This window comes from Rhodococcus sp. NFXS4 (assembly GCF_058139645.1).
Map to the genome: position 1 here is coordinate 318,204 of NZ_CP192221.1, position 25,500 is coordinate 343,703.

The window sequence follows — 25,500 nt, forward strand, 5'->3', positions numbered from 1 at the left end:
ACCGGACCGACCGGCCGGTGACTATGGCTGCGTGGCACTTGGTGTCACTGGTCACGTGTGGGTGCTCCGGACCCGTACCGTCCGTCCCTTATTCTGGTGGTCGTGCACCACCAGGCGACGACCCGTGCGCCGGGTGCCCGGGCAGTCGGCGCGCGCAGGCCGGGCCACCGCGTCGATCTGGACGGTCTCCGCGGGCTGGCGATCGCCCTCGTGGTCGTCTTCCACATCTGGTTCGGCAGGGTCTCGGGCGGTGTCGACGTCTTCCTCGTCCTGTCCGGCTTCTTCTTCACGTCGATGGTGCTGCGCCGCGTCGAGCGAGCCGACGGTCCGGTCCTGCGGCCCCTCGTCGTCCGCACCGCCCGACGCCTGTACCCCGCGGCGGTGGTGGTGTTCGGCGCGGTGGCCCTCTGGACCGTGTGGGACAGACCCTTCACGATGTGGGACGCGACGACGCGGCAGCTCCTCGCGTCGCTGGCGTACGTCCAGAACTGGGAGCTCGCGCGGACCGCGTCCGACTACGCGGCGGCCGATCTGTCGGTCAGTCCGCTCCAGCACCTGTGGTCGATGTCCGTGCAGGTGCAGTTCTACGTCGGTGTCACGGCCGTGGTGTTCCTCGTCGCCGCGGCGTGCCGTCGGTGTGGTCGTCGGGACCTGACCACACCGGTGCTGGTGTCGGTGCTCGCGGTCGCCGCCGCGGTGTCGTTCACCTATGCGGCCGACATCGGCCGCACCCACCAGGGGTGGGCCTACTACGACACCGGGGCGCGGACGTGGGAACTCGCTGTCGGTGCGATCGCCGGGCTGGTGATCGGTCGAGTGGTGCTGCCGGCCGCGCTACGGGCCGCGGCCGCCGTCGTCGGACTTGCCGCACTGGTGGGCTGTGGGTTCCTCGTCGACGGTGCGGCGCAGTTCCCCGGTCCTGCCGCGCTGGTGCCGGTCGGGGCCGCGATGCTGCTGGTGCTTGCCGGTGCGGGTGCTCCCGAGTCACGAGCACCGGCCGTGACCCGTGCTCTCGAGTCCCGCCCACTGCAGTTCCTCGGCTCCATCGCCTACCCGCTGTACCTGTGGCACTGGCCGATCCTCATCGCGGTGCTCGGAACCGGGCACTCGGTGACCGTGGTGACGGGATCCGCCGTGGTGGTCGTCTCGATCGCCCTGGCCGTCGCCACACGCTCGTGGGTGGAGGAGCCGGTGCACCGTCGGGGCGCGGGCCGCGGCGTCCTCACCGCCCTGGTGACCGTCGGAGCGATCGGCCTCGCCGCGGCGAGCGCGACCTGGCAGGGCTACCTCGATCGAGCGACGGCCCAGCCGACCGCCGACGTGAGCTCCGACGATCGCTACCCGGGGGCGCTCGCGCTCGTCGACGGTGTTCCCGTGCCGGACGCTCCGATGCGACCCACCGTGCTCGATGCGGACCTGGACCTGCCGCAGTCGACGCTGGACGGCTGCATCGCGGACATGACGCAGCGCGAGGTGATCTCGTGCGTGTACGGCGATCCCGACGCGACGCGCACCCTTGCCCTGGCCGGGGGATCGCATGCCGAGCACTGGCTCCCCGCACTCGACCGGATCGGCCGGGATCGCGGGTTCGCCGTGGTGACCTACCTCAAGATGGGGTGCCCGCTCGACATCGGCGAGCCGCTCCTGGTGGATCTGCCCTACCCGGACTGCCGGGACTGGTCCTCGGACGTGCTCGACATCCTCGCGTCGGACCGCCCCGACTGGGTGTTCACCACCTCGACGCGGCCGAGCCCCACGGAGTTCGGCGACGTCACACCCGACGCGTACCTCGACGTCTGGGCACGCTTCTCCGCGCTCGCCCTTCCCGTCGTGGCCGTGCGGGACACTCCGTGGCTCAGCCGGGAGGGTGCCCCGTATCGCGCCGCGGACTGCCTTGCCGACGGCGGCGACAGCGAGTCGTGCGGACTGCCGCGCAGCGAGGTCCTGTCCGAGATCGATCCGGCCCGCGCCGCGTCGCTGCCGTTCCCCTCGGTGGTTCCCGTCGACTTCTCCGATGCGGTCTGCGGTCCCGACGTGTGTCGCGTCGTCGAAGGAAACGTGCTGGTCTACCACGATTCCCACCACCTGTCGGCGACGTACGTCCGGTCGCTCGTGCCGGTGGTCGACAGCACGCTCGGCGAGGTCACGGGGTGGTGGTGAGACCGTCCCCGAAGTGCTGTGCGAGCAGGGTCGTGACGTCGGCGACCGACGTCCCCGGCGGCAACACGAGTGCGGTGGGCCGGTCTCCCGCGGTGTCGGTGACGAACCGCCGCTTCACCGCCCCGAGGGCGCGCCGGACGTCCTCGACCTCCACTCGGGCCCCGTCGCGAAGCCACGTGCGCAGCAGGTAGTTGTGCGTCGCCGTGACCGCGGCGGCGAACTGCACCAGGGAGAGCGGCTCCTGCGTCGGGGCGCCGCGGCGCAGGGTGTCGACGAAGACGCGCTCGTACCGCAGCACCATCACCAGTTCGCGCTCGCGCAGGGCGGGCACCGTCTGCAGGACGCGGTAGCGGCGACGGGTGGTGTCCGGCGTGCCGGAGAACCGGGCGAACACGCGTGCGGCGGCCTCGCACACGGCGTCGTACGGATCGAGGTCGGTCGTTTCCAGGAAGTCCTGCACATGGGTGAGGGTGGCGTCGTGGTCGAGGAAGACCACGTCCTCCTTGGACCGGAACTGCCGGAAGAACGTGCGGCGCGACAGCCCCGCGCTCTCTGCGATCTGGTCGACCGTGGTGGCCTCGTACCCCTTGCTCTCGAAGAGCTCCAGCGCCGCACCCATGACCTCGAGGCGAAACCGGGCGTCCTCGGTTTCTCGCGGTTCGTCGTGGGCGGCCATGGCTTCACGGTAGCGTGAACTGCTCGGACCGGTGAGCTGCCGGAACGCACGTGACGGTGAAGGGGCGAGGTCGTGGCGTTGGTGATGGGTGTCGATTCGTCCACCCAGTCGTGCAAAATCGTTGTTCGGGACGCGGATTCCGGTGAGCTGGTCCGCCACGGTCGGGCCGGCCATCCCGACGGCACCGAGATCGACCCGGCCCGGTGGCACGAGGCTCTCGAGACCGCTCTCGCGGACGCCGGTGGAATGGACGGCGTCGACGCGATCTCCGTCGGAGCGCAGCAGCACGGCATGGTGTGTCTCGACGAGGCGGGCGAGACCGTCCGACCGGCGTTGCTGTGGAACGACACTCGCTCCGCCGAGTCGGCGCGCGACCTGGTGACCGAGCTGGGTGGAGGCCAGGAGTGGGCCGACGCCGTGGGCGTGGTGCCGGTCGCGTCCATCACCGCGGCAAAGCTGCGGTGGCTCGCGGATCACGAGCCGGAGAACGCCGATCGCACTGCGGCAGTCTGTCTTCCGCACGACTGGCTGTCCTGGCGCCTCGGCGGTGCTCGTGGACTCGACGCCCTGGCCACGGATCGGGGTGACGCCAGCGGCACGGGATACTTCTCGGCGGCCACGAACGAGTACCGCGTCGATCTGCTCTGTCTCGCGCTACGCGGGCGCACCCCGCACGTGCCCACCGTGGCGGCGCCCTCGACACGGATCGGCACGACTTCCGGAGGCGCGGCCATCGGGCCCGGAACCGGTGACAATGCCGCTGCGGCACTGGCTCTGGGTGCCGGCGAGGGTGACCTGGTGGTCTCCATCGGCACGTCCGGCGTCGTCTCGGCCGTGTCCACCGTGGCTCCTCGCGACCCGTCGGGACTGGTGGCCGGCTTCGCCGACGCCACCGGTCGTCAACTGCCTCTCGTCTGTACGCTGAACGCCGCGCGCGTGCTCGATGCGACCGCGCGCCTGCTCGGCGTCGACCACGACGAGCTGTCGCGGCTCGCGCTGTCCAAGGAGAGCCAGGGCCTGGTCATGGTGCCGTACCTCGAGGGGGAGCGCACACCGAACCGGCCCGACGCGACCGGCGCGATTCATGGCCTGCGCCTGGGTAATTCGACCCCGGCGCACCTCGCGCGCGCCGCGATCGAGGGTCTGCTGTGCAGTCTCGCCGACGGGATCGACCACCTGGTGGCGCAGGGTGCGACCGTGTCGCGAGTGCTGCTCGTCGGCGGGGGCGCGAAATCCGAGGCGGTGCGCGTCCTCGCGCCGGGAGTCTTCGGCATGCCCGTCGACGTCCCGCCGCCCGGTGAGTACGTGGCCGACGGGGCCGCGCGCCAGGCGGCCTGGGTGCTGTCCGGCGGGGCCGAACCGCCCACCTGGGCCGCGGCGGACATTCCCCGGTACGAGGCGGACCCGACCCCGGCGGTGCGCGAACGCTACGCCGAGGTGCGGGACCTGACGGAGGGTGCCGGGTAGGTCAGCGCCCCGTAGCGTTCGACTCGTCGTCGGCGTGGGTCATGGCAGCGAGGTGCATCTCGTCGACGGTGGCCGAGTCGGGTGTGTAGTCGACTCTGTCCGACTTCGCCAGCACGCCCTCCATGTGCGCGATGTAGGCCATCTGCATGATCTTCGTCGGCTCCTCCTCGAAGAGGCGGGCGTACGCATCCTGCCGGGCGTCACCCGTGAGCTGGCCGGCCGCGGCGATCTCCGCGTCGAACTCCGGTGTTCCGTAGGCACTCTGGAATCCGTCACTCGTGAAGTACTGGTCGACGGTGAAGGCCGAGTCACCCGCCTGATTGCCGTGCTGGATGACCAGGAGGTACGGGCCGGCGTCGGCGGGGAAGGGGCGCTCCTGGTACTGCGACGTACCGGCCGAGTCCATCATCTCGATCGAGATGTTCATGCCCAGTTCGGACAGTGCGTTCTGGACGACCTCGAGGGTCTCGTTGACCTTCGGGAACTGACCGGTACGGCCGATCAGTCGGATCTTCGCATCGACCGGCACGCCGTCCGCTCGCGCCTCGTCGAGCAGTGCTCGCGCCTTCTCCGTGTCGTACGGCCACGCCTCGAGATCGTCGTCGTACCCGACGACTCCCGGCGAGACCAACTGGGCCGCCGGGCGTCCCAGATCGCGAAAGAGGGCGTGCACGATGCCGTTCCGGTTGATGGAGTAGTTGATCGCCTGCCGCACCCGGATGTCGTCCAGGGGAGGCTGCTCCACCTGGATCCGAACCGCGGTGGTCTCGTTGTTCGGGTAGGCCACACCCAGGTCCCCGGCACCGTCCTCCGGTCCGATACCGGTCGCGATGTCGGCCTCGTCTCCCGAGACCATCGACGCGCGGATGCTGCCTTCGCTGCGCCACTGGTAGACGGCACGGGCGAACTCCGGCCGAGGCCCCCAGTACCGATCGTTGCGCACCAGGGTCAGCCGCTGGCCGTAGTCCCAGGTGTCGAGAGCGAACGGTCCGGTGCCGACCGGTTCCCGCTCGCGTTCCGTGATGCTGGCGGTGCGTGGGACCATCTCCACGAACGAGATCCGCAGCGGGAGGATGGGATCCGGGTTCGGCGCTGCCACCGTCAGGGTCAGCGGATCGACGACGGCCACGGTCAGATCGGCGTCGCCGAACACGTATCCCTCGACGTTGCATCCGATGTCGGAGTTCACGGTGCGCTCGATGGAGTGCGCGGCGTCCGCGGCCTCGAACGGTCGACCGTCGCTGAAGGTGACTCCGGGGTGCAGACGGAACGTCCACTGGCGGTCGGAGTTCTGTTCCCAGGAGTCGGCAAGCTTGGGTTCGAGATCACCGGTGGTGGGGTTCCGCTCCATGAGAGGTTCGGTGATGTTCGACCGCGTGACGACGCCGATCGAGGTCTGCGAGACGTCGCACGCCTCGAGCGTCGGGGGTTCCTGACTCAGGACGATGCGCAGGGTGTCCGGATCGGTGACCGAGCTGCGGTCCGTGTTGGCCACGGAGCACGCCGAGGCGGTGAGCGCGAGGACGAGCACGCCTGCGAGCGTCCCGGATCGGTGTCGCGGTGCAGGGCTCATGTCGACCTCCGGGTATGACGTCCGAGTGGACGGGGGATTCGAGTGACACCGGACAGGTGGGCTGTGGTGATCGGATCCTGTGACGGTGGACACAACGTAGGAGCGGTTGTCGAGGTCGTCAACGGCGTCGAGCCGTCGTCGAGACCGTCCGCGTCACCATCGAGGCGACGACGCCGACGCCGCTCGAGTCACCCACCTGCGGCGATACGTGGTCAGAGATCGACCGGTCCGGATCGTGAACCGACACATGCGATTTCCGCATCGTTCGATGCCGATGTGGTGCGACCGGAGCGCCACTCGTCGGGACATGCAGTGATGCTCGGTCGGCATCGACCGATGCGACATCAGTGTTGGACGCGCATCAGTGCGGCTTCTAGCGTGTGAGCTGGACCACGTACCCGATGGAGGAGCCGACTGTGACCGACACGCGAGAGACCCCCGAGCGCCGCACCACCCGGCCGACCAGCGGGCTCACCGCGCCCGGCGCGGCCGTTCGTGCGCTCGCGTCCGGAGCCGCCACGATCGATCGCATCGCGGACGTCACCCTGCGCTCCGTCGTTCTCCCTCTGGCCACACCGATCAGCGACGCGAAAGTGCTGACCGGACGGCAGAAGCCGATGACGGAGGTGGTGTTCCTCTTCGTCGAGATACGCACCGAGCAGGGGTACGAGGGCATCGGGTTCAGCTACTCCAAACGTGCCGGCGGCCCTGCGCAGTTCGCCCACGCGCGAGAGATCGCGCCCGTGCTGATCGGTCAGGATCCCAGTGACATCGGTAAGATCTGGACCTCGCTCGTCTGGGCCGGTGCCTCCGTCGGTCGCAGCGGCGTCGCCACCCAGGCGATCGCGGCCGTCGACATCGCACTGTGGGACCTGAAGGCGAAGCGAGCCGGGCTCCCGCTCGCGAAACTCATCGGCTCCACCCGTGATGCCGTGCAGACGTACAACACGTCCGGTGGCTTCCTGCACACCCCGATCGAGGAGGTGCTGGAGAACGCGACCGCGTCTCTCGCGGCCGGCATCGGCGGTATCAAACTGAAGGTGGGACAGCCGGACTGGCGCCAGGACATCGCTCGGGTGACCGCAGTGCGCGAGCACCTGGGTGACGACGTGCCCCTGATGGTCGACGCGAACCAGCAGTGGGACCGACCGACGGCGACCCGGATGTGCCGCATTCTCGAACAGTTCGATCTGGTGTGGATCGAGGAACCACTCGACGCCTACGACGCCGAGGGCCACGCCATGCTCGCGCGGACCTTCGACACGTCCATCGCGACCGGTGAGATGCTGGCCAGTGTCGGCGAGCACGTGCGCCTGATCGAGGCCGGGTCCGTCGACATCATCCAGCCCGACGCGCCGCGCATCGGTGGGATCACGCAGTTCCTGAAGCTCGCAGGACTCGCCGAGCATCACGGCCTGCAGATGGCGCCGCACTTCGCGATGGAGATCCACCTGCATCTCGCGGCTGCCTATCCTCTGCAGACCTGGGTGGAGCACTTCGACTGGTTGGATCCGCTGTTCGAGGAGCACCTGGAGACGCGGGACGGGCGGATGCACCTGTCCGAACGTCCTGGCCTCGGCTTCACCCTGAGCGAGCAGGCGCACGCGTGGACCGTGGCGGAGGTGCACGTCGATCGCTGAAGAGTGACCGGCGTCACCTTGTCGGACAGCCTATTGCCCAGATCACACCTGAAGGAATATGTTGTGCTCCGCAACATACAACCGAAGGGACGATCGATGCAGAACACAAGGCTCGCCCTCACCGCGGCGGGTATCGGTCTGGTCATGGCACTCACCGCGTGTGGCAGCAACTCCAGCAGCGACAGCGGCAGCGGAGACTCCGGCGGATCCGGCAACGGCGGCACCAAGGTCGGCGTCATCCTGCCCGACACCAAGTCGTCCGCACGCTACGAGTCGCAGGACCGACCGCTCCTGCAGAAGGCGCTGAGCGACGCGGGTCTCGATCCGATCATCCAGAACGCGGAGGGCGACACCACCAAGTTCTCGTCCATCGCCGACTCGATGATCAGCCAGGGTGCGAAGGTCATCCTGATGAGCAATCTCTCGTCCGAGTCCGGTGCCGCCGTGCAGAAGAAGGCCACCGAAGCGGGCGTCGCCACCATCGACTACGACCGACTCACCCTCGGCGGCTCGGCCGACTACTACGTCTCCTTCGACAGCACCACCGTCGGCAACCTGCAGGGTCAGGGCCTGGTGGACTGCGTGGGCGCGAAGCCCGGCGCGCAGATCATCCAGATCAACGGCTCGCCGACCGACAACAACGCCACGCTGTTCAAGGCCGGCGCGCTCGAGGTGCTGCAGCCGAAGTACGACTCCGGCGACCTGCGCCTCGCGGGCGACCAGGCCATCCCCGAGTGGGACAACCAGGTCGGCGGCACCACCTTCGAGCAGCTGCTCACCGCCAACGGCGGCAAGGTCGACGGCGTTCTCGCCGCCAACGACGGACTCGCGGGCGCCGTCATCACGGTCCTGCAGAAGAACGGCCTGAACGGCACCGTGCCGGTCACCGGTCAGGACGCCACCGAGGACGGACTGAAGGCCGTGCTCCGCGGCGACCAGTGCATGACCGTCTACAAGGACGTCGCGAAGGAGGCGGCCGCTGCCGCCGAGCTCGCCATCGACCTCGCCAAGGGTGACACCGCCGCTGCCGACGCCAAGGCGACGGCGACGTCGGAGGACCCCGAGGGCAACCGTCAGGTGAAGTCGGTCCTGCTGGACCCGGTCACCATCACGCGCGACAACGTCAAGGTCGCCGTCGACGGCGGCGCCGTCTCGGCGGACGCGTTGTGCAGTGGCGACGTGGCTCAGGCCTGCGCGGACGCGGGAATCTCCTGACCACCATGACCGCCGCGGGAGAGCCCGTCCTGCAGTTGCAGGGCATCAACAAGAGTTTCGGTCCGGTGCACGTCCTGCACGACGTCGATCTGACGATCAGGGCAGGAGAGGTCACTGCACTGGTCGGTGACAACGGCGCGGGCAAGTCCACGCTGATCAAGTGCATCGCAGGAATTCACGGCACCGACTCCGGCGAGGTCCGCTTCGGCGGCGAGCCGGTGTCGGTGTCGAATCCGAAAGAGGCTGCGGCGCTGGGTATCGAGGTCGTGTACCAGGACCTCGCCCTGTGCGACAACCTCGACATCGTGCAGAACATGTTCCTCGGCCGTGAGCGTACGGCCAAGGGTCTGCTCGACGAGGCATCGATGGAACAGGCGGCGCGCGACACCCTCGCGTCGCTGTCGGTGCGCACCGTCAAGTCGGTGCGCACCCCGGTCGCGTCGCTGTCCGGTGGACAGCGGCAGACCGTCGCCATCGCCAAGTCGGTGCTCTGGGAGTCGAAGGTGGTGCTGCTCGACGAGCCCACGGCCGCACTGGGAGTCGCGCAGACGCGACAGGTCCTCGACCTCGTTCGCCGCCTCGCGGACTCGGGTGTGGGAGTGCTGCTCATCAGCCACAACATGAACGACGTCGTCGAGGTGTCCGACTCCGTCGCCGCCCTGTTCCTGGGGCGGATGGCGGCGCAGGTGCGCACGGCGGACGTGTCCGTCGGACGCATCGTCGAGCTCATCACGACCGGCCGCAGCGGTGACCTCGGTCTTCCGTCGGCCGAGGCGAAGGCGGTGACGATATGACCGCCGCACCCGAACAGGACCGCGCCCGGTCCGACTTCTCGATGGACACCGATCGGCGATCGTTCGGCGACGCCGGACGCGACTACGTGGCACGACTGCGCGGCGGCGAGCTGGGGGCACTGCCCGCACTCGCCGGGCTGGTCGTCCTGCTCGTCGTGTTCTCGTCGCTGTCGGGGCAGTTCCTCACCCTCAACAACGTGGCCAATCTGCTCACCCAGGGAGCGGCCACCGCGTTGATCGGCATGGGGCTGGTGTTCGTGCTCCTCCTCGGTGAGATCGACCTCTCCGCCGGCACCGGCTCCGGTGTGGCGGCGGCGATTCTCGCCCTGCACTACACGGAGGGGGGAAACCTGCTCGGCGGCATGGGAACCGGTGTGTTCCTGACGTTCTGCGCCGTTCTGGTGGTGGCCGGAGTGCTCGCGGCGATCACGCGACTGTGGGCGGCCATCGTGCCGGCCGCGATCGCACTCGCCATCGCGCTGCTCGGGGTGCCCGCGAATCCGTGGATCGAGATCGTGCTGGCGATCTGCGTCGGTGCCTCGATCGGCTGCCTCACCGGGTTCCTCGTCTCCCGCGTCGGCATCCCTTCGTTCGTGGTCACGCTGGCACTGTTCCTCGCCTGGGGCGGTGTGGTGCTGCAGCTGATCGGTGAGGGCGGCACCCTCGGAATCTCCGACAACACCGTGCTCTTCGCGGTGGCCAACCGGTCGCTCCCGGTGTGGGCGAGTTGGGTGCTGTTCGCGGTGGTCGTCGGCGGATTCGCGGCGATCAACCTCTCGCGCCAGCGCACTCGGCTGAAGCAGGGACTGACGGCTCCCCCGACGTCGCTGTTGCTGGTCAAGATCGCGGCACTGACGGTGTTCGCCGCCCTCGCCACGTGGGCGATGACGGTGAACCGCAGCCCCAACCCGGCGGTGCTCTCCATCGCCGGTGTGCCGTACGTCGTTCCGATCGTGCTCTTCGTGTTGGTGCTCGCCACGTTCGTCCTCGACCGGACGTCCTACGGTCGGCACGTCTACGCGGTGGGTGGCAACGCGGAGGCGTCGCGGCGAGCGGGTATCGACGTCCGGCGCATCCGCATGAGTGTCTTCGTGGTCAGCTCGACCATCGCGGCACTCGGCGCCATCGTGGCAGCGTCCAAGGTCGGATCCGTGGATCCGCAGGCGGGTGGCGGCAACACGCTGCTGTTCGCCGTCGGCGCCGCCGTCATCGGTGGAACGTCGCTCTTCGGTGGACGTGGTCGCGTGCGGGACGCGGTGATCGGTGCTGCCGTCATCGCGGTGATCGACAACGGACTGCGCCTGCAGGGGCAGTCCGCGGCGGTGGTCTCCATCGTCACCGGTCTCGTGCTGTTGCTCGCGGCCAGTGTCGACGCACTGTCGCGTCGACGAGCTCCGACTGGTCGGTGACAGGCCGACCGGCTCGTTCCGCCCTCGTCCGTAGTGTCCACCTCGGTGGGGCTCGGACGAGGGCGGAACTCGCGGAGGACCTCTCGCTGAACCGGAGCACCGTCAAGACTCTCGTCGACGACCTCGTCGCCGACGGCCTGGTCTCCGAACATCCGTCGTCCGGTGGCGGGGCCGGCCGGCCGTCGCTGGTGGTCGACCCCATCCCGTCCGCCGCCTGGGTACTCGCGGTCGACGCGGCCGTCGACTGGCTGTCCGTCTCCGCGATCGGCTGGGGCGCAGCGGTTCTGGCGGATCTCGACTACGAGGCGGGAGCGGGCCCGGACCCGGCGGACCTGGTGCGCCGCATCGCCGATGCCGCGACCGAGCTCACCCATCGGGTGGGATCGGCCCCGCGTGCAGTGTGTGTCGCCGTACCCGGTCTCGTGCGGTCGGCCGACGGTCTCGTGCGCGTCGCACCCAACCTCGGCTGGACCGACGTTCCGCTCGGTCGTCTGATCGGTGAGGCGGTCGGGGTGCGGTGCATCGTCGCCAACGAGTCCGATCTGGGAGTGGTCGCGGAACACACCCGCGGATGCGCCCGCGGCGTGGACGACGTGGTCTACCTCTTCGCGGAGTTCGGTGTGGGTGCCGGAATACTCAGCGCCGGATCACTTCTCGGCGGTTCCGGTGGCTACGCCGGCGAGGTGGGACACATGCGGACCGCCGCCGGCGGGGGCCTCTGCAGCTGCGGAAGCAACGGGTGCTGGGAGCTGTCCGTCGGGCAGGACGCACTGCGCCGGGCACTCGCGATGCCGGAACCCGCGACGCCGTCCGCGATCGGGCGCGCACTGGCCGACGTCGCCGCCGCCGGGGGTGCCCTGCCGGAGAGCTACATCGAGGCACTGGAGACGGGCGTCTGCACCATCGTCACGATGGTGGACCCCCGCGTCGTCGTGTTCGGCGGCCTCTTCGCCGACGTTCTCCGGGTGCCCTCGGCGATGGCACGCATCACCGAGGGCGTGGGGGAGTGCCTGGTCGGACGCCAGCACGGGGTGGAACTGCACGTCTCGGGCCTGGGTCGGCGGATCTCGGTGATCGGTGCCGCCGAGCTGGCCTTCGCCGAGGTGCTGCAGCGGCTGTAGTGGGCCTTCGGCCCCCGTGAGCCTTGTGCGTGTCCAGGGATGCGCACAAGGCTCACGGGCGTCAGCGCACCGACGACTCCACGGTGGCGCGGGCTCCGCGAGTGTGCAGGGAGTCGAGAGCCGACGTGTAGGCGTCGACGAAGCGCGGATCGTCCACCAGATCCCCGAACAACTCCCGGTTCCGCAGGAACGCGAGGGGGTCGTCGCGCTGCTGCCGAGCCAGCGGGGTCAGCGTGTCCTTCAGACGGTCGACGATCTCGATGGGCTCACCCTGCTCGTCGACACCCTCGGCGTAGCGCGCCCAGCTCGCGATCACCGTGGCGGACAGGGCGACCGGTCCTCCGGACTCGAGGTTCGTGCGCACCACCGGGACCAGCCACTTCGGGATCCGGTCCGACGACTCGGCGCAGAGCCGGGCCACGGTGTCCCGGATCTCCGGATTGGAGAAGCGCTCGATCAGCGTCTTCTTGTACTCGGCCAGGTCGATTCCGGGAACCGGCTGCAGCGTGGGAGTGGCTTCCTCGTCCATGTAGCGCAACAGGAACTCGGCGAACAGTGCGTCCTGCGTGACGTCGTGCACGAGCCGGTAGCCACTGAGGTATCCGACGTAGCAGAGGGCCTGATGGCTCGCGTTGAGCAGGCGCAGCTTCATCAGCTCGTACGGTGTGACGTCGTCGACGACCTGCACGCCCACGTCCTCGAACGGCGGCCGGCCGAGGGTGAAGTGATCCTCCAGCGCCCACTGGGTGAACGGCTCCGCGGCCACGGGCCACCGGTCCTCGAGGTCGTACCGTGAGGCGAGCTGGTCGACGACGTCGGGTGTGGTGACGGGCGTGATGCGGTCGACCATGGAGTTGGGGAACTGCGCGGTGTCCGTGATCCACTGTGCCAGTGCGGGATCCTTCAGGCGGGCGAACGCGGTGAAGGTCGATCGGGCGATGTGTCCGTTGCCCTCGATGTTGTCGCACGACATGATGGTGAACGGCGCGAGCCCGCGATCCTTCCGGCGGGACAACGCCTCGCACACCAGTCCGAAGGTCGTGCCCGGTACCGCATCGGGGGCCAGATCCGCTCGAACAGCCGGGTTCTCGGCGTCGAACTCGCCCGTGGTGGCAGAGAAGTTGTAGCCGCCCTCGGTGACGGTGAGAGAGACGATGCGGGTGTCGGCGTGGGCGAGCTTCTCGATCACCGCCTCGGGATCGTCCGGCGCGAAGAGGTACTCGGTGATGGATCCGATGACCGAGGTGTCCCACGAGCCGTCGGAGTGCCGCAGTGCCAGGGTGTAGAGACAGTCCTGGGCGTCCATGACGTCCTTCATACGGCGATCACCCGGCAGCACGCCCACGCCGCAGATGCCCCAGCTCGACGCGGACTCGAAGTCGGTGCGGAGCAGCCGGTCCACGTACATCGCCTGGTGCGCACGGTGGAAGCCGCCGACGCCGAAGTGGACGATCCCGGTGGTGATCGCCGAGCGGTCGTACCGTGGCACGTCCACGTCGTCGGGAAGCTGGGCGAGGGTGGCAGCGGACAGCTTCACGAGAGGGTCTCCTGACTGGGTGTCACGGTGACGACAGCCTTGATGCTGCCGTCGGTGCGGTCGTGATTCAGTGCGTCCTCGACATGATCCAGGTCGAACCGACCCGTCACCATGCTGTCGAGCTCGACTCGTCCGGTGCGGACGAGTTCCAGTGCGGTGGGCCAGGTGTCGGCATAGCGGAAGACGCCGGTGACCCACAGTTCCCGGTTCTGGATCACCGACACGGGTATCGGGTACTCGTCTCCGCCCATGCCCACGAGCACCACTCTGCCCGCAGGGCGCACGGCGCGCATCCCGTCCTGCACTGCGCGGGGTGCGCCCGACGCGTCGACGAACGCGTCGACGTCGAGGTCGTGCACCGACTCGTCCGCCGGGTCGATCACGCGGGTCGCCCCGTACCGCGTGGCGTTGGCGCGGCGGTCGGCCGAGATGTCCGACACGACGATCTCCGTGGCGCCGAAGGCGCGTGCGACCTGCGCCGTGAGCACTCCGACCGGCCCGGCGCCCGCGATCAACACTCTCGAGCCGCCGGTGATCCCGGCCTTGCGTGCGGTCGCGATGGCCACCGACAGGGGCTCGAAGAGGGCCGCGGCGTCGTCGGACACGGCGTCGGGGACGTCGTGCGCGAACGTGGATCCGATGGTCACGTACTCACAGAGGGCACCGTCCACGGGAGGGGTCGCATAGAACTCCATGTGGGGGCACAGGTTGTAGTGGCCCGATCGGGTCTCGCGACTGTCGGGATCGGGTCGTTGCGGCTCGATGGACACTCGCGACCCGACTCGCCGAGGGGAGACGCCGTCACCGACGGCGACGATCACACCCGACGCCTCGTGGCCCAGAACGAGCGGCGACTCGACGACGAAGTCGCCGATGCGACCCTCGCGGTAGTAGTGCGCATCCGATCCGCAGACCCCGACGGATGCCACCCGGACGAGGACGTCACCTGCGTTCGGCGTCGGCACAGGTCGCGTCTGCGTCTCGATGTGTCCCGGTTCGGTGAGAACTGCGGCACGCATGGAATCGACTGTTGTGTGGATCACACCTGGATGTTAGCTTAAGTGAGCAGATGAACACCAGGTGAGCAGATGCTCACCTCGACGACCGGGAGCGACATCGTGACGACGCCGAGTTCGAGCGACGAGCTGAGGCTCGCGCTGCGTGCGGCGACGATGTACCACGTCGAGGGCGCGACCCAGGCGGAGATCGCCACCAAGCTCGGTGTCTCCCGTCCCACGGCAGGTCGACTCGTCGCTCGGGCTCGGGCGAACGGGCTCGTGCGCATCGAGATCCACGTGCCCGAGGAGATCAGCGGATCGGTGCACACCGATCTCGAACGTCGACTCGAGGAGCGGTACGGCCTGGACGAGGCGCTGGTGGTCACGTCGACCATCGACGACGCCGGCGGTCGGTACGACGCGGTGGGGCGCGCCGCGTCGGGCATCCTCACCCGGCGCGTGCAGCCTGCTCACACACTCGGTTTCACGTGGGGGCCGGAGACGGTCGCGGTGGCGCAGTCGCTCCAGGGACGCGGCAGCCGCTGCGCCCGCGTGGTGCAGCTGGACGGATCCATGAGCACCGCGGATTACCAGACCGGTGTCGACTTCGTCCTCACCCGCTGCGCCGAGCAACTGCAGGCGACGCCGATGCGGCTCAACGCCCCTCTCTACGCCGACCCGGCGACAGTCGTCGCGCTGCAACAGGACTCGCTGATGTCCAAGGCGCTCGACGCCGGACGCACCGCGGACCTCATGTTCTTCGGACTGGGCCCGGTGTCGACATCGACGACGCTGTTCGAGGGGAGCTTCCTCGACGCCGACCTACTATCCGAACTCGATCGACTCGGTGCGGTCGGTGAGATCGGCGGTCGGTTCTTCGACTCCGACGGCGCCGACGTCGACAGCTCACTGACCGACCGCACGGTCTCGGTGCCGCTGGATGACATCCGGAACTGCGCCACCACGCTCCTCATCTCCGGCGGTGCGCGCAAGCACGCCGCGATCCGGGCCGCTCTGCGCGGCCGTCTCGCCACCGTCCTGGTGACCGATATCGCCTGTGCTCTGGACCTTCTCGACGAGCACGGCAGCAACCCCATGAAGGAATCGAGGTAGTACCGACGTGACATCACGATTCGTCCCACTCGCCGCCCTCGCCGCAGCCACCGTGCTGACGGCGAGCGGCTGCGCGGGCGCGGGATCGTTCGGAGGTGACGGTGGCGGCACGACCATCACCGTGGCCATCGTCTCCAACTCGCAGATGTCCGACGCGATCTCGCTCGCACCGGAGTTCGAGGCCGAGAACCCGGGTGTGAACCTGAAGTTCGTCTCGCTGTCCGAGAACGAGGCGCGCGCGAAGATCACGGCGTCGGTGGCCACGGGCGGTGGTGAGTTCGACGTGGTGATGATCAGCAACTACGAGACGCCGCAATGGGCCGAGAACGGGTGGCTCACCAATCTGTCCGAGTACGCGCAGGCCACACCGGGATACGACGAGGACGATTTCATCCCGTCGCTCAAGGAGTCGCTGTCCTACGAGGGAAGCATGTACTCGGTGCCGTTCTACGGTGAGTCGTCCTTCCTCATGTACCGCAAGGACCTGATGGAGGAAGCAGGCATCACGATGCCGGCCGAGCCCACCTGGGACCAGGTGGCCGAGGCCGCCGCGACACTCGACCGTCCGGGCATGTCCGGCATCTGCCTGCGTGGCAAGCCCGGCTGGGGCGAGGTGCTCGCGCCCCTCGACACCGTCATCAACGCCTTCGGCGGCCGGTGGTACGACGAGAACTGGAACGCGCAACTCGACAGTCCGCAGGTCGAGGAAGCCGTGCAGTTCTACGTCGACCTGGTCCGGTCGCACGGACAGGCCGGCGCAGCGACGAGCGGCTTCAGCGAGTGCGGAACGCAACTCGCACAGGGCAACACGGCCATGTGGTACGACGCCACCTCGGCGGTGTCGGTGCTCGAGGACCCCACGTCGAGCAACGTCGTCGGCAAGATCGGGTACGCCAAGGCCCCGTCGGCGGCCAAGGGCGACAACGGGTGGCTGTACTCCTGGTCGCTCGGCATCCCGACGACGTCGGAGAGCCCGGACGACGCCTGGAAGTTCGTGTCGTGGATGACGAACAAGGAGTACCTGAAGAAGGTCGGCACCGAGCTCGGCTGGGAGCGGGTGCCACCGGGAAGCCGGTTGTCCACCTACGAGATCCCGGAGTACAGGGAGGCGTCGGCCGCCTTCGGTCAGGTCACGCTCGACTCGATAAACAATGCCGATCCGCTGAACCCGACGGTCGATCCGGTGCCGTACACCGGCGTCCAGTTCCTCACCATCCCCGAGTTCCAGGATCTCGGCACTCGGGTCAGTCAGCAGATCAGCGCCGCCGTGGCAGGACAGATCAGCGTCCAGGACGCGCTCGCTCAAGCGCAGCAGTACGCCGAGGTGGTCGGCAAGACGTATCAGGAGGATCAGTGATGACCACGACCGAAGTCGGCTCGGTGAGATCCGAGACGCCGTTCGTTCCTCGCGAACGGGTGATCTCGAAGGCGGAGGGGTGGCGGCGCCGCGGTCCCCTGCTGCCGGCCATGGTCTTCGCGATCGTCGTCACGCAGATCCCGTTCCTGTTCACGCTGTACTACTCGACGCAGTCGTGGAACCTGGTGCGCCCCGGATCGCGGGAGTTCAACGGTCTGAACAACTACGTGGACGTGTTCCGGGACAGCCAGTTCCGCTCGGTCGCGTTCAACACGGTGATCATGATCGTGGGCACGGTGATCATCTCGGTGGCGCTGGGCCTGGTGCTCGCACTGCTGCTGGACCGTAAGTTCATCGGCCGCAGTCTGATCCGCACCCTGCTGATCACTCCGTTCCTCATCACCCCGGTCGCCGGTGCACTGATCTGGAAGACCACCATGTTCGACCCGGTGTTCGGCCTCATCAACTTCGTGCTCAGCCCGTTCGGGGTCGACCAGATCGACTGGGTCTCGCGCTTCCCGCTCGCCGCGGTCATGACCAACCTCGTCTGGCAGTGGACCCCCTTCATGATGCTGCTCATCCTGGCGGGACTGCAGTCCATGCCGAAGGACATCGCGGAGGCGGCGCGGGTGGACGGCGCCGGGCCCGTCGCACTGTTCCGCGAGTTGACGTTGCCGCATCTGCGACGCTTCATCGAGCTCGGAGCGGTCCTCGGCGCCATCTACCTCATCAACACCTTCGACGCCGTCTACATGATGACGTCCGGCGGCCCGGGTGTGGCGTCGTCGAACCTGCCGTTCTACATCTATCAACGAGCGTTCCTCGGCTTCGACATCGGCCAGGCCGCGGCCATGGGCGTCGTCACCGTGGTGGCCACCATCGTCGTCAGCACACTGGCGCTGCGACTGATCTTCACGAGCTTCAGCGGGAAAGAGGAGGCTGCCTGATGAGTACCACCACCGAGCGGAGCGCCGGCAGCGGAACTCCGAGCGTCACCGCGCCGATCACACGCAAGAAGCGATGGGGGCCCGGATCGATCTGGTCCTTCGTCGCCTGGGTCGCCGGCATCGCCTTCTTCTTCCCGGTCCTGTGGATGGTCATCACCGGGTTCAAGCAGGAAGCCGATGCGTACACCGCGACGCCGAAGATCTTCTTCACCCCGACCCTCGACCAGTACCGCGGCGTTCTCGAGAGCGGCATCGGCACCACGCTGCTCAACTCGGCCTTCGCGACCGTCGTGTCCACGATTCTCGTTCTGCTGCTGGGTGTCCCGGCTGCATTCGCCCTGTCGCTGCGTCCCGTGAAGAAGACGCAGGACGTGCTCTTCTTCTTCATCTCGACGAAGATGCTGCCGGTCGTGGCGGCCATCGTGCCGCTGTACGTCATCGTCGGCGACATCGGTCTGCTCGACAACATCTGGGCGCTCATCATCCTGTACACGGCGATGAATCTGCCGATCGCGGTGTGGATGATGCGGTCGTTCTTCCTCGAGGTCCCGAGCGAGTTGCTCGAGGCCGCGAGCATGGACGGGGCCTCGCTGTGGACATCGGTGCGGGAGGTCATCCTGCCGCTGGTCTCGCCCGGCATCGCGGCCACGTCGCTGATCTGTGTGATCTTCTCGTGGAACGAGTTCTTCTTCGCCGTCAACCTCACCGCCGTTCAGGCACAGACGATTCCGGTCTACCTCGTCGGCTTCATCACCGGGCAGGGCCTGTACTGGGCCCAGCTCTCCGCCGCTGCGACGTTCGCAGCCCTCCCCGTCGTCCTCGCCGGATGGTTCGCGCAGAACAAGCTCGTGCGCGGCCTGTCCTTCGGCGCCATCAAGTAGGAGAAAGAACCATGGCTGCAATCTCGTACAAGCAAGCGTCCTGCATCTACGACGGCGCCGACAAGCTGGCGGTGGACTCGCTCGACCTCGACATCCAGGACGGCGAGTTCGTCGTCCTGGTCGGCCCGTCGGGCTCCGGGAAATCCACCGCGCTGCGGATGCTCGCCGGTCTCGAGGAGATCGACGGCGGTGCCATCGAGATCGGCGGGAAGAACATGGTCGGTGTGCCGTCCAAGGACCGCGACATCGCGATGGTGTTCCAGAACTACGCGCTCTACCCCAACAAGACCGTCGGCGAGAACATGGGCTTCGCGCTCAAGATGCGCGGGGTCACCCTCGAGAAGCGTCAGGCCCGCGTCGCCGAGGCGGCCCGACTCCTCGACCTCACCGAGTACCTGGATCGCAAGCCCGGCAAGCTCTCCGGCGGTCAGCGGCAGCGCGTCGCCATGGGCCGCGCGATCGTCCGTGAGCCCCAGGTGTTCTGCATGGACGAGCCGCTGTCGAACCTCGACGCCAAACTGCGGGTACAGACACGCACGCAGATCGCCGCGCTGCAGCGTCGGCTGGGGACGACCACCGTGTACGTCACCCACGACCAGGTCGAGGCCATGACGATGGGCGACCGCGTCGCGATCCTCAAGGACGGCAAGCTGCAGCAGTTCGCCGCGCCGACCGAGCTCTACGACCACCCGGTCAACGCCTTCGTGGCCGGATTCATCGGCTCGCCGGCGATGAACCTGTTCACGGTGCCCGTCGTGTCCGGCGGCCTGAAGGTCGGTGAGCGCACCGTCCCCCTCGAGCGCGACCAGCTCACCGCCATCGCCGCCGCGGGACTCGACGAGGTGACCCTCGGCCTGCGTCCAGAACAGCTCGCGATCGGCTCCGCGGACGACGACGGACTGCTGGTCACCGTCGACCTCGTGGAGGAACTGGGCAACGAGAGCTACCTCTACGCCAGCTTCGACGACACCCGGATCCGCGCCTCGGACGGCACACCGGCCACGATCGTGGCACGCTCTCCCAGGAGGGCACCCGCGCGGATCGGCGAGAAGGTCACGCTGACCAAGCAGGAGGGCACCGCGTACCTGTTCCACCCGACCTCGGGGGAGCGGATCGGGGCCTGAGCAGCAGGGGGCAAGACTCGGGTGTGGGAACGTGCCGGGAAGACCGTTCCCACACCCGTCCACCGTCGCGGGACCTCGCATGTGAGCGTGCGGCCACAGGATCGCCGGTGATTCTGCGGATCGGCAGAGTGTTCGTCGATCGTGTGTACTCACACTCGCCTGCGGGCTGTCGGTTCCTGTGGGCGTGGTCGAGCAGCACGTCCGCCGCGTCTCGCGGGTGACTCCAGGGCCACCAGTGCTTCGTGTCGACCTCCGGGACGGTCAGGTCCGGGACCCGGCGGTCGACGTCCTGGACCGGTCGACACCGAACGGATCGACACGTTTCAGCGCACGGCACGAGGGTAGTTCGAGGCACTCGCTCTCGACACAGGAGATTCTCATGGCCCGTGCCACCCTTGCCCACCTGCTCCACGATGTCGGACTCGCGGCCTGGTTCGGCGGAACCCTCGCCAATGCCGTCGCACTGAACGAGGCGTCGTCGAACGCCGACACCGCCGCCTCCACCGGGGCTGTCACCAACGAGGGATGGGATCGGTGGACGCCGGTGAACGCCGCGGCCATCGGTGTCCATCTCGCCGGTGCGACAGCACTGCTGAAGAACGACTACGGACGTCTGAAGGCGCAGGACGGCGTCGCTTCGATGGCCGTCGCCAAGACCGCGCTCACGGCGGCAGCACTGGCGGTCACCGCGTACAGCCGCGTTCTGGGACAGACGGTCTCGAAGGAAGGTGCGGTACCAGCCTCCGACGGGACCACACCCACCGCGTCCACGCCACCGCACGTGGCGGCCGCGCAGAAGAAACTCCAGGCACTGCAGTGGGTCGTCCCCGCGTTGGCCGGCGGAGTGGTCGCCATCTCCGCGTACGCGAGCGAGCAGTTCCGTCCCGAGGAAGTGGCGCGGGGCGTAGTGTCGCGCATCATCGGCTGACCGTCCGATCCGCGAGGTCTGTCCGATTCGCAACCTGCAGGGTGGTGATGACGTGACGGCGCATTCGGACGGCGACACCGATGCGGGAGCCGACCAGCGCACTCCGCTGGTGCAACCGCCGAAGCTGCGGACCGAGGCCGATCGCGGCGCGACCCGGTTGGAGCTGTTCTTCGACCTCGCCTACGTGCTGGTCGTGCACCAACTCGCACTCGCACTGAAGGACGACCTTCGCTGGCAGGGCATCGCCGAGTTCGCGGGAATCTTCGCCGTCACGTGGTGGTCCTGGGTGACCACCACGTTGTACGCCAACAGGTTCGACACGAACGACGTCCTGTACCGATTGCTGAAACTCGCCGCCACCTTCGCCGTGGCGGTGATGGCCGCCAGTGCCGCGACGGCGGTGGGCGGCGACGGCACCGTCGCCTTCGGAGCCGGGTACATCGCGACGCGGGTGATTCTCGCCGGTCTGTATCTTCGCGCACGGCGGCACATCCCCGACGTCCGCGTCACGATCGATCTGTACCTCGCGGCCACCGGCGTCAGTATCGTGATCTGGACGGTCTCGCTGCTCACCCCGTCACCGATCACCTACGTGCTGTGGGCGGTGGGAATCATGGTGGAGGCCGCGGCGCCGTTCGCCGCGACCCACTGGGGACCGGATGTTCCGCTGCACCTCGAGCATCTGCCGGAGAGGTTCGGGCTCTTCGTCATTCTCGTTCTCGGTGAGTCGATCTCGGCTGTGGTGCTCGGGATGCACGACACCCACTGGATGTTCTCGTCCGTCGCCGTCGCGGCACTCGGATTCACGATCGCTGCAGCCGTGTGGTGGATGTACTTCGACATCGGCGGCGCGGAGGCCAAGACGGAGATCCAGGACGACGAGCGGGTGGTGGGCAGTGGGCGTGCCGACGGGTACGTCTACGGGCACCTCCCTCTCACCCTGGGTGTCGCTCTCCTCGGCGTCGGGATCCAGCAGTACGTCCTGCATCCCGTCGGCGAACTGACCGATGCCGGGCGCTGGGCCCTGTCCGGTGGGGTGGCGCTGTTCGTCGTCGGGATCTGCGCCGTTCTCGGCTGGAGTTCCGGCGACTGGAGAACGGTGTTCCCGTGGCCGGCGCTGGCCATTCCCGTCGTCGTCGTGCTGGGTCTCGTCGACACCAGGCTCCCGTTCGCCTCGGCCATCGTCCTCGCTGTCGGCGCGATCACGGCCGTCGTCACCGGGGTGATCCGTCGGCGCCGCAGTCCGGTCGACACGACCGAGACCTGACGCCGGGGCTATCGGTCCCGGCCGGCGTGGTCGAGCAGCACGTCCGCCGCGTCTCCCGGGTGACTCCAGGGCCACCAGTGCTTCGCGTCGACTTCCAGGACGGTCAGGTCGGGGACCCAGCGGTCGACGTCCTGGACCAGATCGGGGGAGAGGAAGCGATCCTTCAGCGGAACCACGACGAGTGTGGGTACGTCGCACCGCGGTGGTGGCCCGGACAGCATGCGCCGAATGATGTTGGCGCGGTAGAGCTCGACACCGCGCTGCATGTTCAGCGGATCCGCGGCGGGAGCGGGGTCCGCGGGACCGGCCTGGACGAACAGAGTCGGAACGTACTTCCCCAGGACCGGCACGTGGAAGCCCCAGATGTACCAGGACCGGGCGAGCTGACCGAGCACCGACGGCCACTGGGTGGGCCGCAGTCCGCGCCGACGCGACGTCTCGCGGAGGTGGTCGATGCTGGGACCGGAGACGGAGGTGAACGATCCGAACACCTCGGCGGCGCGGGGATCGCGCATCGGCTCCCACATCTGCACCGAACCCCAGTCGTGGGCGAAGGCGTGGACCGCTCCGCGGAGATCGGGGATCGACTCGACCACCGCATAGGTGTCGTCGGCCAGGCGTTCGATGGCGAACGACTCGGACCGTTCCGGGTGCTCGACGACGGTGCGGCCACCACCGCGCGTGTCGTAGGCGATGACGCGGGCGCGATCACCGATGGCGTCGATCATCGGGTGAAACATGGTGTGGTCGTCCGGATACCCGTGCACGAGCAGCACCGTCGTGTCCGACTCCGGATCGCCGTACTCGAACACGGCCAGTGCGGCACCCGTCGAGTGAGCGGTCCACCTGCTGTGCGGCTCGGTCATCCTGCCTCGCTCCTTCTGTACAGCGACTCTCCTCGGAGCAGTCGCGCGACGAGGTGCAGCCGCACTTCGTCCTGCTCGGGCTGCGGATGCACCACGGCGGAGAGGGCTTCCCCGTCGAGGAGGTGTACCACCGTGAAGAGCACCGTATCGAGTTCCGCCGCGGGAATCGTGCCCGCGATCGGCAGCGAGCGTCCGAGGTCGCCGATCTCCTGGTGGTAGCGCACGGTGAACGGAACGAGACGCTCCCGCAGTGCATCGTCACTCCGGGCGGCGATGAGCAGCTCGTACCAGGCACCGTTGATCGGCGCCCGGCACGCGGCGCGCAGCAACGTCAGGCAGTGCTCGACGGACGCCGAGCCGAAGCCGGACAGCCCGGCGCGGAACTCCTCGAACTGGCGCCTCCGGACCTCGTCCGCCGCGGCCACGACGAGATCGAGACGGGTGGCGAAGTGCCGGAAGAGCGCACCCGACGACACTCCCGCGCGGGTCACCACCTCGTTGACCGTCGTGGCGGCGTAACCCTTCTCGCACAGCGACGCGATGGTCGCGTCGAGGAGTCGCGCGATGGTGTCGGTGCGGCGCTCTTCCTGCGTTCGTCTCACACGGACACGGTAGTGGCCGCAGGTGTCCTCACGCCCGCTCGCAGGAATCGGCCCGCCCGCTCGGACACCCCGAACCAGGAGGCGAATCGGCCCTCGCGATACGCGACTCGTCCGCCGACGAGCGTCGCGGTGACCGCGGTGTCGTTACGGTTGACCATGCGGCTGAGACCCCCGAATTCCGGCATCGTCTCCTCGTTGTACGCGTCGACCTCGTCCGTCAGGCCGGCGGGATTCACCACGACGATGTCGGCGCGATCGCCGAGACGCAGGTGGCCGGCGTCGACGCCGTAGAAGTCGGCGAGCTCGCCGCTGAGCTTGTGAGCCGCCTGGCCGACCGTCAGGAACGACTCGCGGGCGTCGTTCACGCGCCGCAGCAGGCGGATGCCGAAGTTGTAGAACGCCATGTTGCGCAGGTGCGCCCCGGCATCGGAGAACCCCACCGTCACACCGGGCTTCGTGATCAGCTTGTCCATCTGCTTCTGGCGATGATTGGCGATGGTGGTGTGCCAGCGTAGTTTCCGGCCGTGCTCGACCACCAGGTCGAGGAAGGCGTCGACGACGTGGATCCGCTGCTCCCGTGCCAACTCTGCGATGTTCTTGCCGATGACGGACGAGTCGGGGCATTCGGTGATGATGACGTCGCCGAAGTCTCGGTGCCACACACGGGAGGAGAACTTCTTCTCGAAGTCGGCGCGGAACCAGCGTCGATACGCCTCGTCCTTCAGCAGTTCGTTGCGGCCTAGCTCCTCACGAAGGTGCAGAGCTGCTCTGCCGGAACCGAATTCCTCGAACACGACCAGGTCGATTCCGTCGGAGTAGACGTCGAACGTCGTGGGCAGGTGCTGCCAGCGGAACTGCCCCTTGCCCGGTCCGTTCACCGCAGCGGCCAGCGGACCGAAGATGTGGTGGATCCACGGCGAGGCCTTGGCGTCGGCGGCGGCCAGTAGCGAGACCTTCAGTGCGCGTCGGCCGATGCCCGTCGCGGCGCCGAGGAAGAACACCATGTCGTACTTGGTGTTCAGGTTCGGAATGCTCTGCAGCAGACGGCCGCGGCGACGCAGGATCTTGTGCAGACGCCGGAACTCCGACCACGACGCGTAGGACGACGGCAGCGAGCGCGAGCGGTATCGATCCCCGTCCAGCTTGTCCCAGGGATTGGTCATCGTGGACATGCCGAGCATGCCCGCGTCGAGTGCCTTCTCGAGAGCGTCCGCCATCTGCGCCGTCTCCTCGCGCGTCGGTCGCTGGGAGCGGTCGGTCGACCGGTCGAGTCCCATGACGTGGGCGCGCAGGTCCGAGTGCCCCACCAGCGCAGCGATGTTCGGTCCGAGCGGGAGGCGCTCGAGCGCGGCGATGTACTCCTCCGGGCCCGACCAGGTCTTGTGCGTGTCGACGGCCTTGAGCACGTGATCGCGGGGGAGGGCCTCGACGCGGCTGAACAGGTCGGCGATGTCGACGGGAGTGGAGTACAGGGTGGAGAGCGAACAGTTGCCGAGCAGCACCGTCGTCACGCCGTGGCGCACCGACTCGCTCAGGCCCGGCCCCACCAGGACCTCCGCGTCGTAGTGGGTGTGCACGTCGACGAAGCCCGGCATGACCCACTGGCCGGTGGCGTCGATGACCTCGGTGTCCGGTCCGACGTCGAGCGCGTCCGAGGACACGGCACGGACCACGCCGTCGACGATGCCGACATCGCGGCGAACTCCCGGCCCACCATCTCCGTCGAACACGGTCCCGCCGCTGATCACCACATCGAAGTGCGACTCGTTCATGTGACCTCCATCACTGTGCGATGGGCTCACCGTAACTTAGAGAGTGATCACTC

General features: G+C 68.2%; 21 protein-coding genes. 14 read left to right on the forward strand and 7 right to left on the reverse strand.

Features of this window, described 5'->3' with window-relative positions; genetic code table 11:
* Positions 1–102: 102 nt before the first annotated feature.
* The gene (locus tag J4E04_RS01545; protein WP_490149750.1) at positions 103–2,160 is read left to right on the forward strand and encodes an acyltransferase family protein; all 2,058 of its coding nucleotides are present in this window, start codon (positions 103–105) and stop codon (positions 2,158–2,160) included.
* Here the strand turns inward: J4E04_RS01545 and J4E04_RS01550 are convergent.
* A complete protein-coding gene (locus J4E04_RS01550) occupies positions 2,144–2,836 on the reverse strand; it encodes a TetR family transcriptional regulator (RefSeq protein WP_328811945.1) in 693 nt (230 codons plus the stop codon). The two genes, J4E04_RS01545 and J4E04_RS01550, sit on opposite strands and share 17 nt — an antisense overlap.
* A gap of 72 nt (positions 2,837–2,908) precedes the next feature.
* On the opposite strand from J4E04_RS01550, the gene J4E04_RS01555 reads away from it, so the two are divergent.
* The gene (locus J4E04_RS01555) at positions 2,909–4,303 is read left to right on the forward strand and encodes a xylulokinase (protein ID WP_490149751.1); all 1,395 of its coding nucleotides are present in this window, start codon (positions 2,909–2,911) and stop codon (positions 4,301–4,303) included.
* Position 4,304: 1 nt separating this feature from the next.
* Here J4E04_RS01555 and J4E04_RS01560 read toward each other — a convergent pair whose 3' ends face one another.
* A complete protein-coding gene (locus tag J4E04_RS01560) occupies positions 4,305–5,876 on the reverse strand; it encodes an ABC transporter substrate-binding protein (RefSeq protein WP_490149752.1) in 1,572 nt (523 codons plus the stop codon).
* Positions 5,877–6,292: 416 nt separating this feature from the next.
* Here J4E04_RS01560 and J4E04_RS01565 point away from each other — a divergent pair, with 416 nt between their 5' ends.
* From J4E04_RS01565 to J4E04_RS01585, 5 genes are all read left to right on the forward strand, one after another.
* Positions 6,293–7,516, forward strand: a complete 1,224-nt coding sequence (locus J4E04_RS01565) for an L-talarate/galactarate dehydratase (protein ID WP_490149753.1) — start codon at positions 6,293–6,295, stop codon at positions 7,514–7,516.
* 96 nt (positions 7,517–7,612) lie between these two features.
* Positions 7,613–8,731, forward strand: coding sequence for a sugar ABC transporter substrate-binding protein (locus J4E04_RS01570; protein ID WP_222632227.1), 1,119 nt, complete (start codon positions 7,613–7,615; stop codon positions 8,729–8,731).
* Positions 8,732–8,736: 5 nt separating this feature from the next.
* Positions 8,737–9,525 carry an ATP-binding cassette domain-containing protein gene (locus J4E04_RS01575; RefSeq protein WP_037186144.1) on the forward strand — a complete coding sequence of 263 codons (789 nt, stop codon included), beginning with the start codon at positions 8,737–8,739 and terminating at the stop codon, positions 9,523–9,525.
* Positions 9,522–10,934: a sugar ABC transporter permease gene (locus tag J4E04_RS01580; protein WP_027506150.1), complete on the forward strand. Its 1,413-nt coding sequence runs from the start codon at positions 9,522–9,524 to the stop codon at positions 10,932–10,934. The genes J4E04_RS01575 and J4E04_RS01580 overlap by 4 nt, the downstream gene beginning before the upstream one ends.
* Positions 10,931–12,055, forward strand: a complete 1,125-nt coding sequence (locus tag J4E04_RS01585; RefSeq protein ID WP_027506151.1) for an ROK family protein — start codon at positions 10,931–10,933, stop codon at positions 12,053–12,055. The genes J4E04_RS01580 and J4E04_RS01585 overlap by 4 nt, the downstream gene beginning before the upstream one ends.
* A 61-nt stretch (positions 12,056–12,116) precedes the next feature.
* On the opposite strand, the gene J4E04_RS01590 is transcribed toward J4E04_RS01585, so the two are convergent.
* Both J4E04_RS01590 and J4E04_RS01595 read right to left on the reverse strand, forming a co-directional pair.
* A complete protein-coding gene (locus J4E04_RS01590) occupies positions 12,117–13,592 on the reverse strand; it encodes a mannitol dehydrogenase family protein (protein ID WP_490149754.1) in 1,476 nt (491 codons plus the stop codon).
* Entirely contained in the window at positions 13,589–14,611 is a 1,023-nt protein-coding gene (locus J4E04_RS01595) for an NAD(P)-dependent alcohol dehydrogenase (protein ID WP_490149755.1), read from the reverse strand. Before J4E04_RS01595 ends, J4E04_RS01590 begins: the two co-directional genes overlap by 4 nt.
* A gap of 69 nt (positions 14,612–14,680) precedes the next feature.
* On the opposite strand from J4E04_RS01595, the gene J4E04_RS01600 reads away from it, so the two are divergent.
* The 7 genes from J4E04_RS01600 to J4E04_RS01630 all read left to right on the forward strand — a co-directional run bounded on the left by J4E04_RS01600 (position 14,681) and on the right by J4E04_RS01630 (position 22,207).
* On the forward strand, positions 14,681–15,703 hold the full coding sequence (locus tag J4E04_RS01600) for a sugar-binding transcriptional regulator (protein WP_027506154.1): 1,023 nt from the start codon (positions 14,681–14,683) through the stop codon (positions 15,701–15,703).
* A gap of 7 nt (positions 15,704–15,710) precedes the next feature.
* Positions 15,711–17,060: an ABC transporter substrate-binding protein gene (locus J4E04_RS01605; RefSeq protein ID WP_490149756.1), complete on the forward strand. Its 1,350-nt coding sequence runs from the start codon at positions 15,711–15,713 to the stop codon at positions 17,058–17,060.
* Complete coding sequence (locus J4E04_RS01610) at positions 17,060–18,007, forward strand: carbohydrate ABC transporter permease (RefSeq protein WP_490149757.1); 948 nt, start codon at positions 17,060–17,062, stop codon at positions 18,005–18,007. The genes J4E04_RS01605 and J4E04_RS01610 overlap by 1 nt, the downstream gene beginning before the upstream one ends.
* Positions 18,007–18,888, forward strand: coding sequence for a carbohydrate ABC transporter permease (locus J4E04_RS01615; RefSeq protein ID WP_027506157.1), 882 nt, complete (start codon positions 18,007–18,009; stop codon positions 18,886–18,888). The genes J4E04_RS01610 and J4E04_RS01615 overlap by 1 nt, the downstream gene beginning before the upstream one ends.
* Before the next feature lie 11 nt (positions 18,889–18,899).
* Positions 18,900–20,012, forward strand: a complete 1,113-nt coding sequence (locus tag J4E04_RS01620; protein WP_490149758.1) for an ABC transporter ATP-binding protein — start codon at positions 18,900–18,902, stop codon at positions 20,010–20,012.
* Between the two features lie 379 nt (positions 20,013–20,391).
* Entirely contained in the window at positions 20,392–20,940 is a 549-nt protein-coding gene (locus J4E04_RS01625) for a hypothetical protein (RefSeq protein ID WP_222632212.1), read from the forward strand.
* Positions 20,941–20,992: 52 nt separating this feature from the next.
* Complete coding sequence (locus tag J4E04_RS01630; RefSeq protein ID WP_490149759.1) at positions 20,993–22,207, forward strand: low temperature requirement protein A; 1,215 nt, start codon at positions 20,993–20,995, stop codon at positions 22,205–22,207.
* A gap of 8 nt (positions 22,208–22,215) precedes the next feature.
* Here the strand turns inward: J4E04_RS01630 and J4E04_RS01635 are convergent, their stop codons facing one another.
* Genes J4E04_RS01635 through J4E04_RS01645 form a run of 3 tightly spaced genes read right to left on the reverse strand, consistent with a single transcriptional unit; the run spans position 22,216 to position 25,447 of the window.
* A complete protein-coding gene (locus J4E04_RS01635; RefSeq protein WP_222632210.1) occupies positions 22,216–23,073 on the reverse strand; it encodes an alpha/beta fold hydrolase in 858 nt (285 codons plus the stop codon).
* Complete coding sequence (locus tag J4E04_RS01640; protein ID WP_222637950.1) at positions 23,070–23,675, reverse strand: TetR/AcrR family transcriptional regulator; 606 nt, start codon at positions 23,673–23,675, stop codon at positions 23,070–23,072. The genes J4E04_RS01635 and J4E04_RS01640 overlap by 4 nt, the downstream gene beginning before the upstream one ends.
* Positions 23,672–25,447, reverse strand: a complete 1,776-nt coding sequence (locus J4E04_RS01645; RefSeq protein ID WP_490149760.1) for an N-acyl-D-amino-acid deacylase family protein — start codon at positions 25,445–25,447, stop codon at positions 23,672–23,674. The genes J4E04_RS01640 and J4E04_RS01645 overlap by 4 nt, the downstream gene beginning before the upstream one ends.
* Positions 25,448–25,500: the final 53 nt, after the last annotated feature.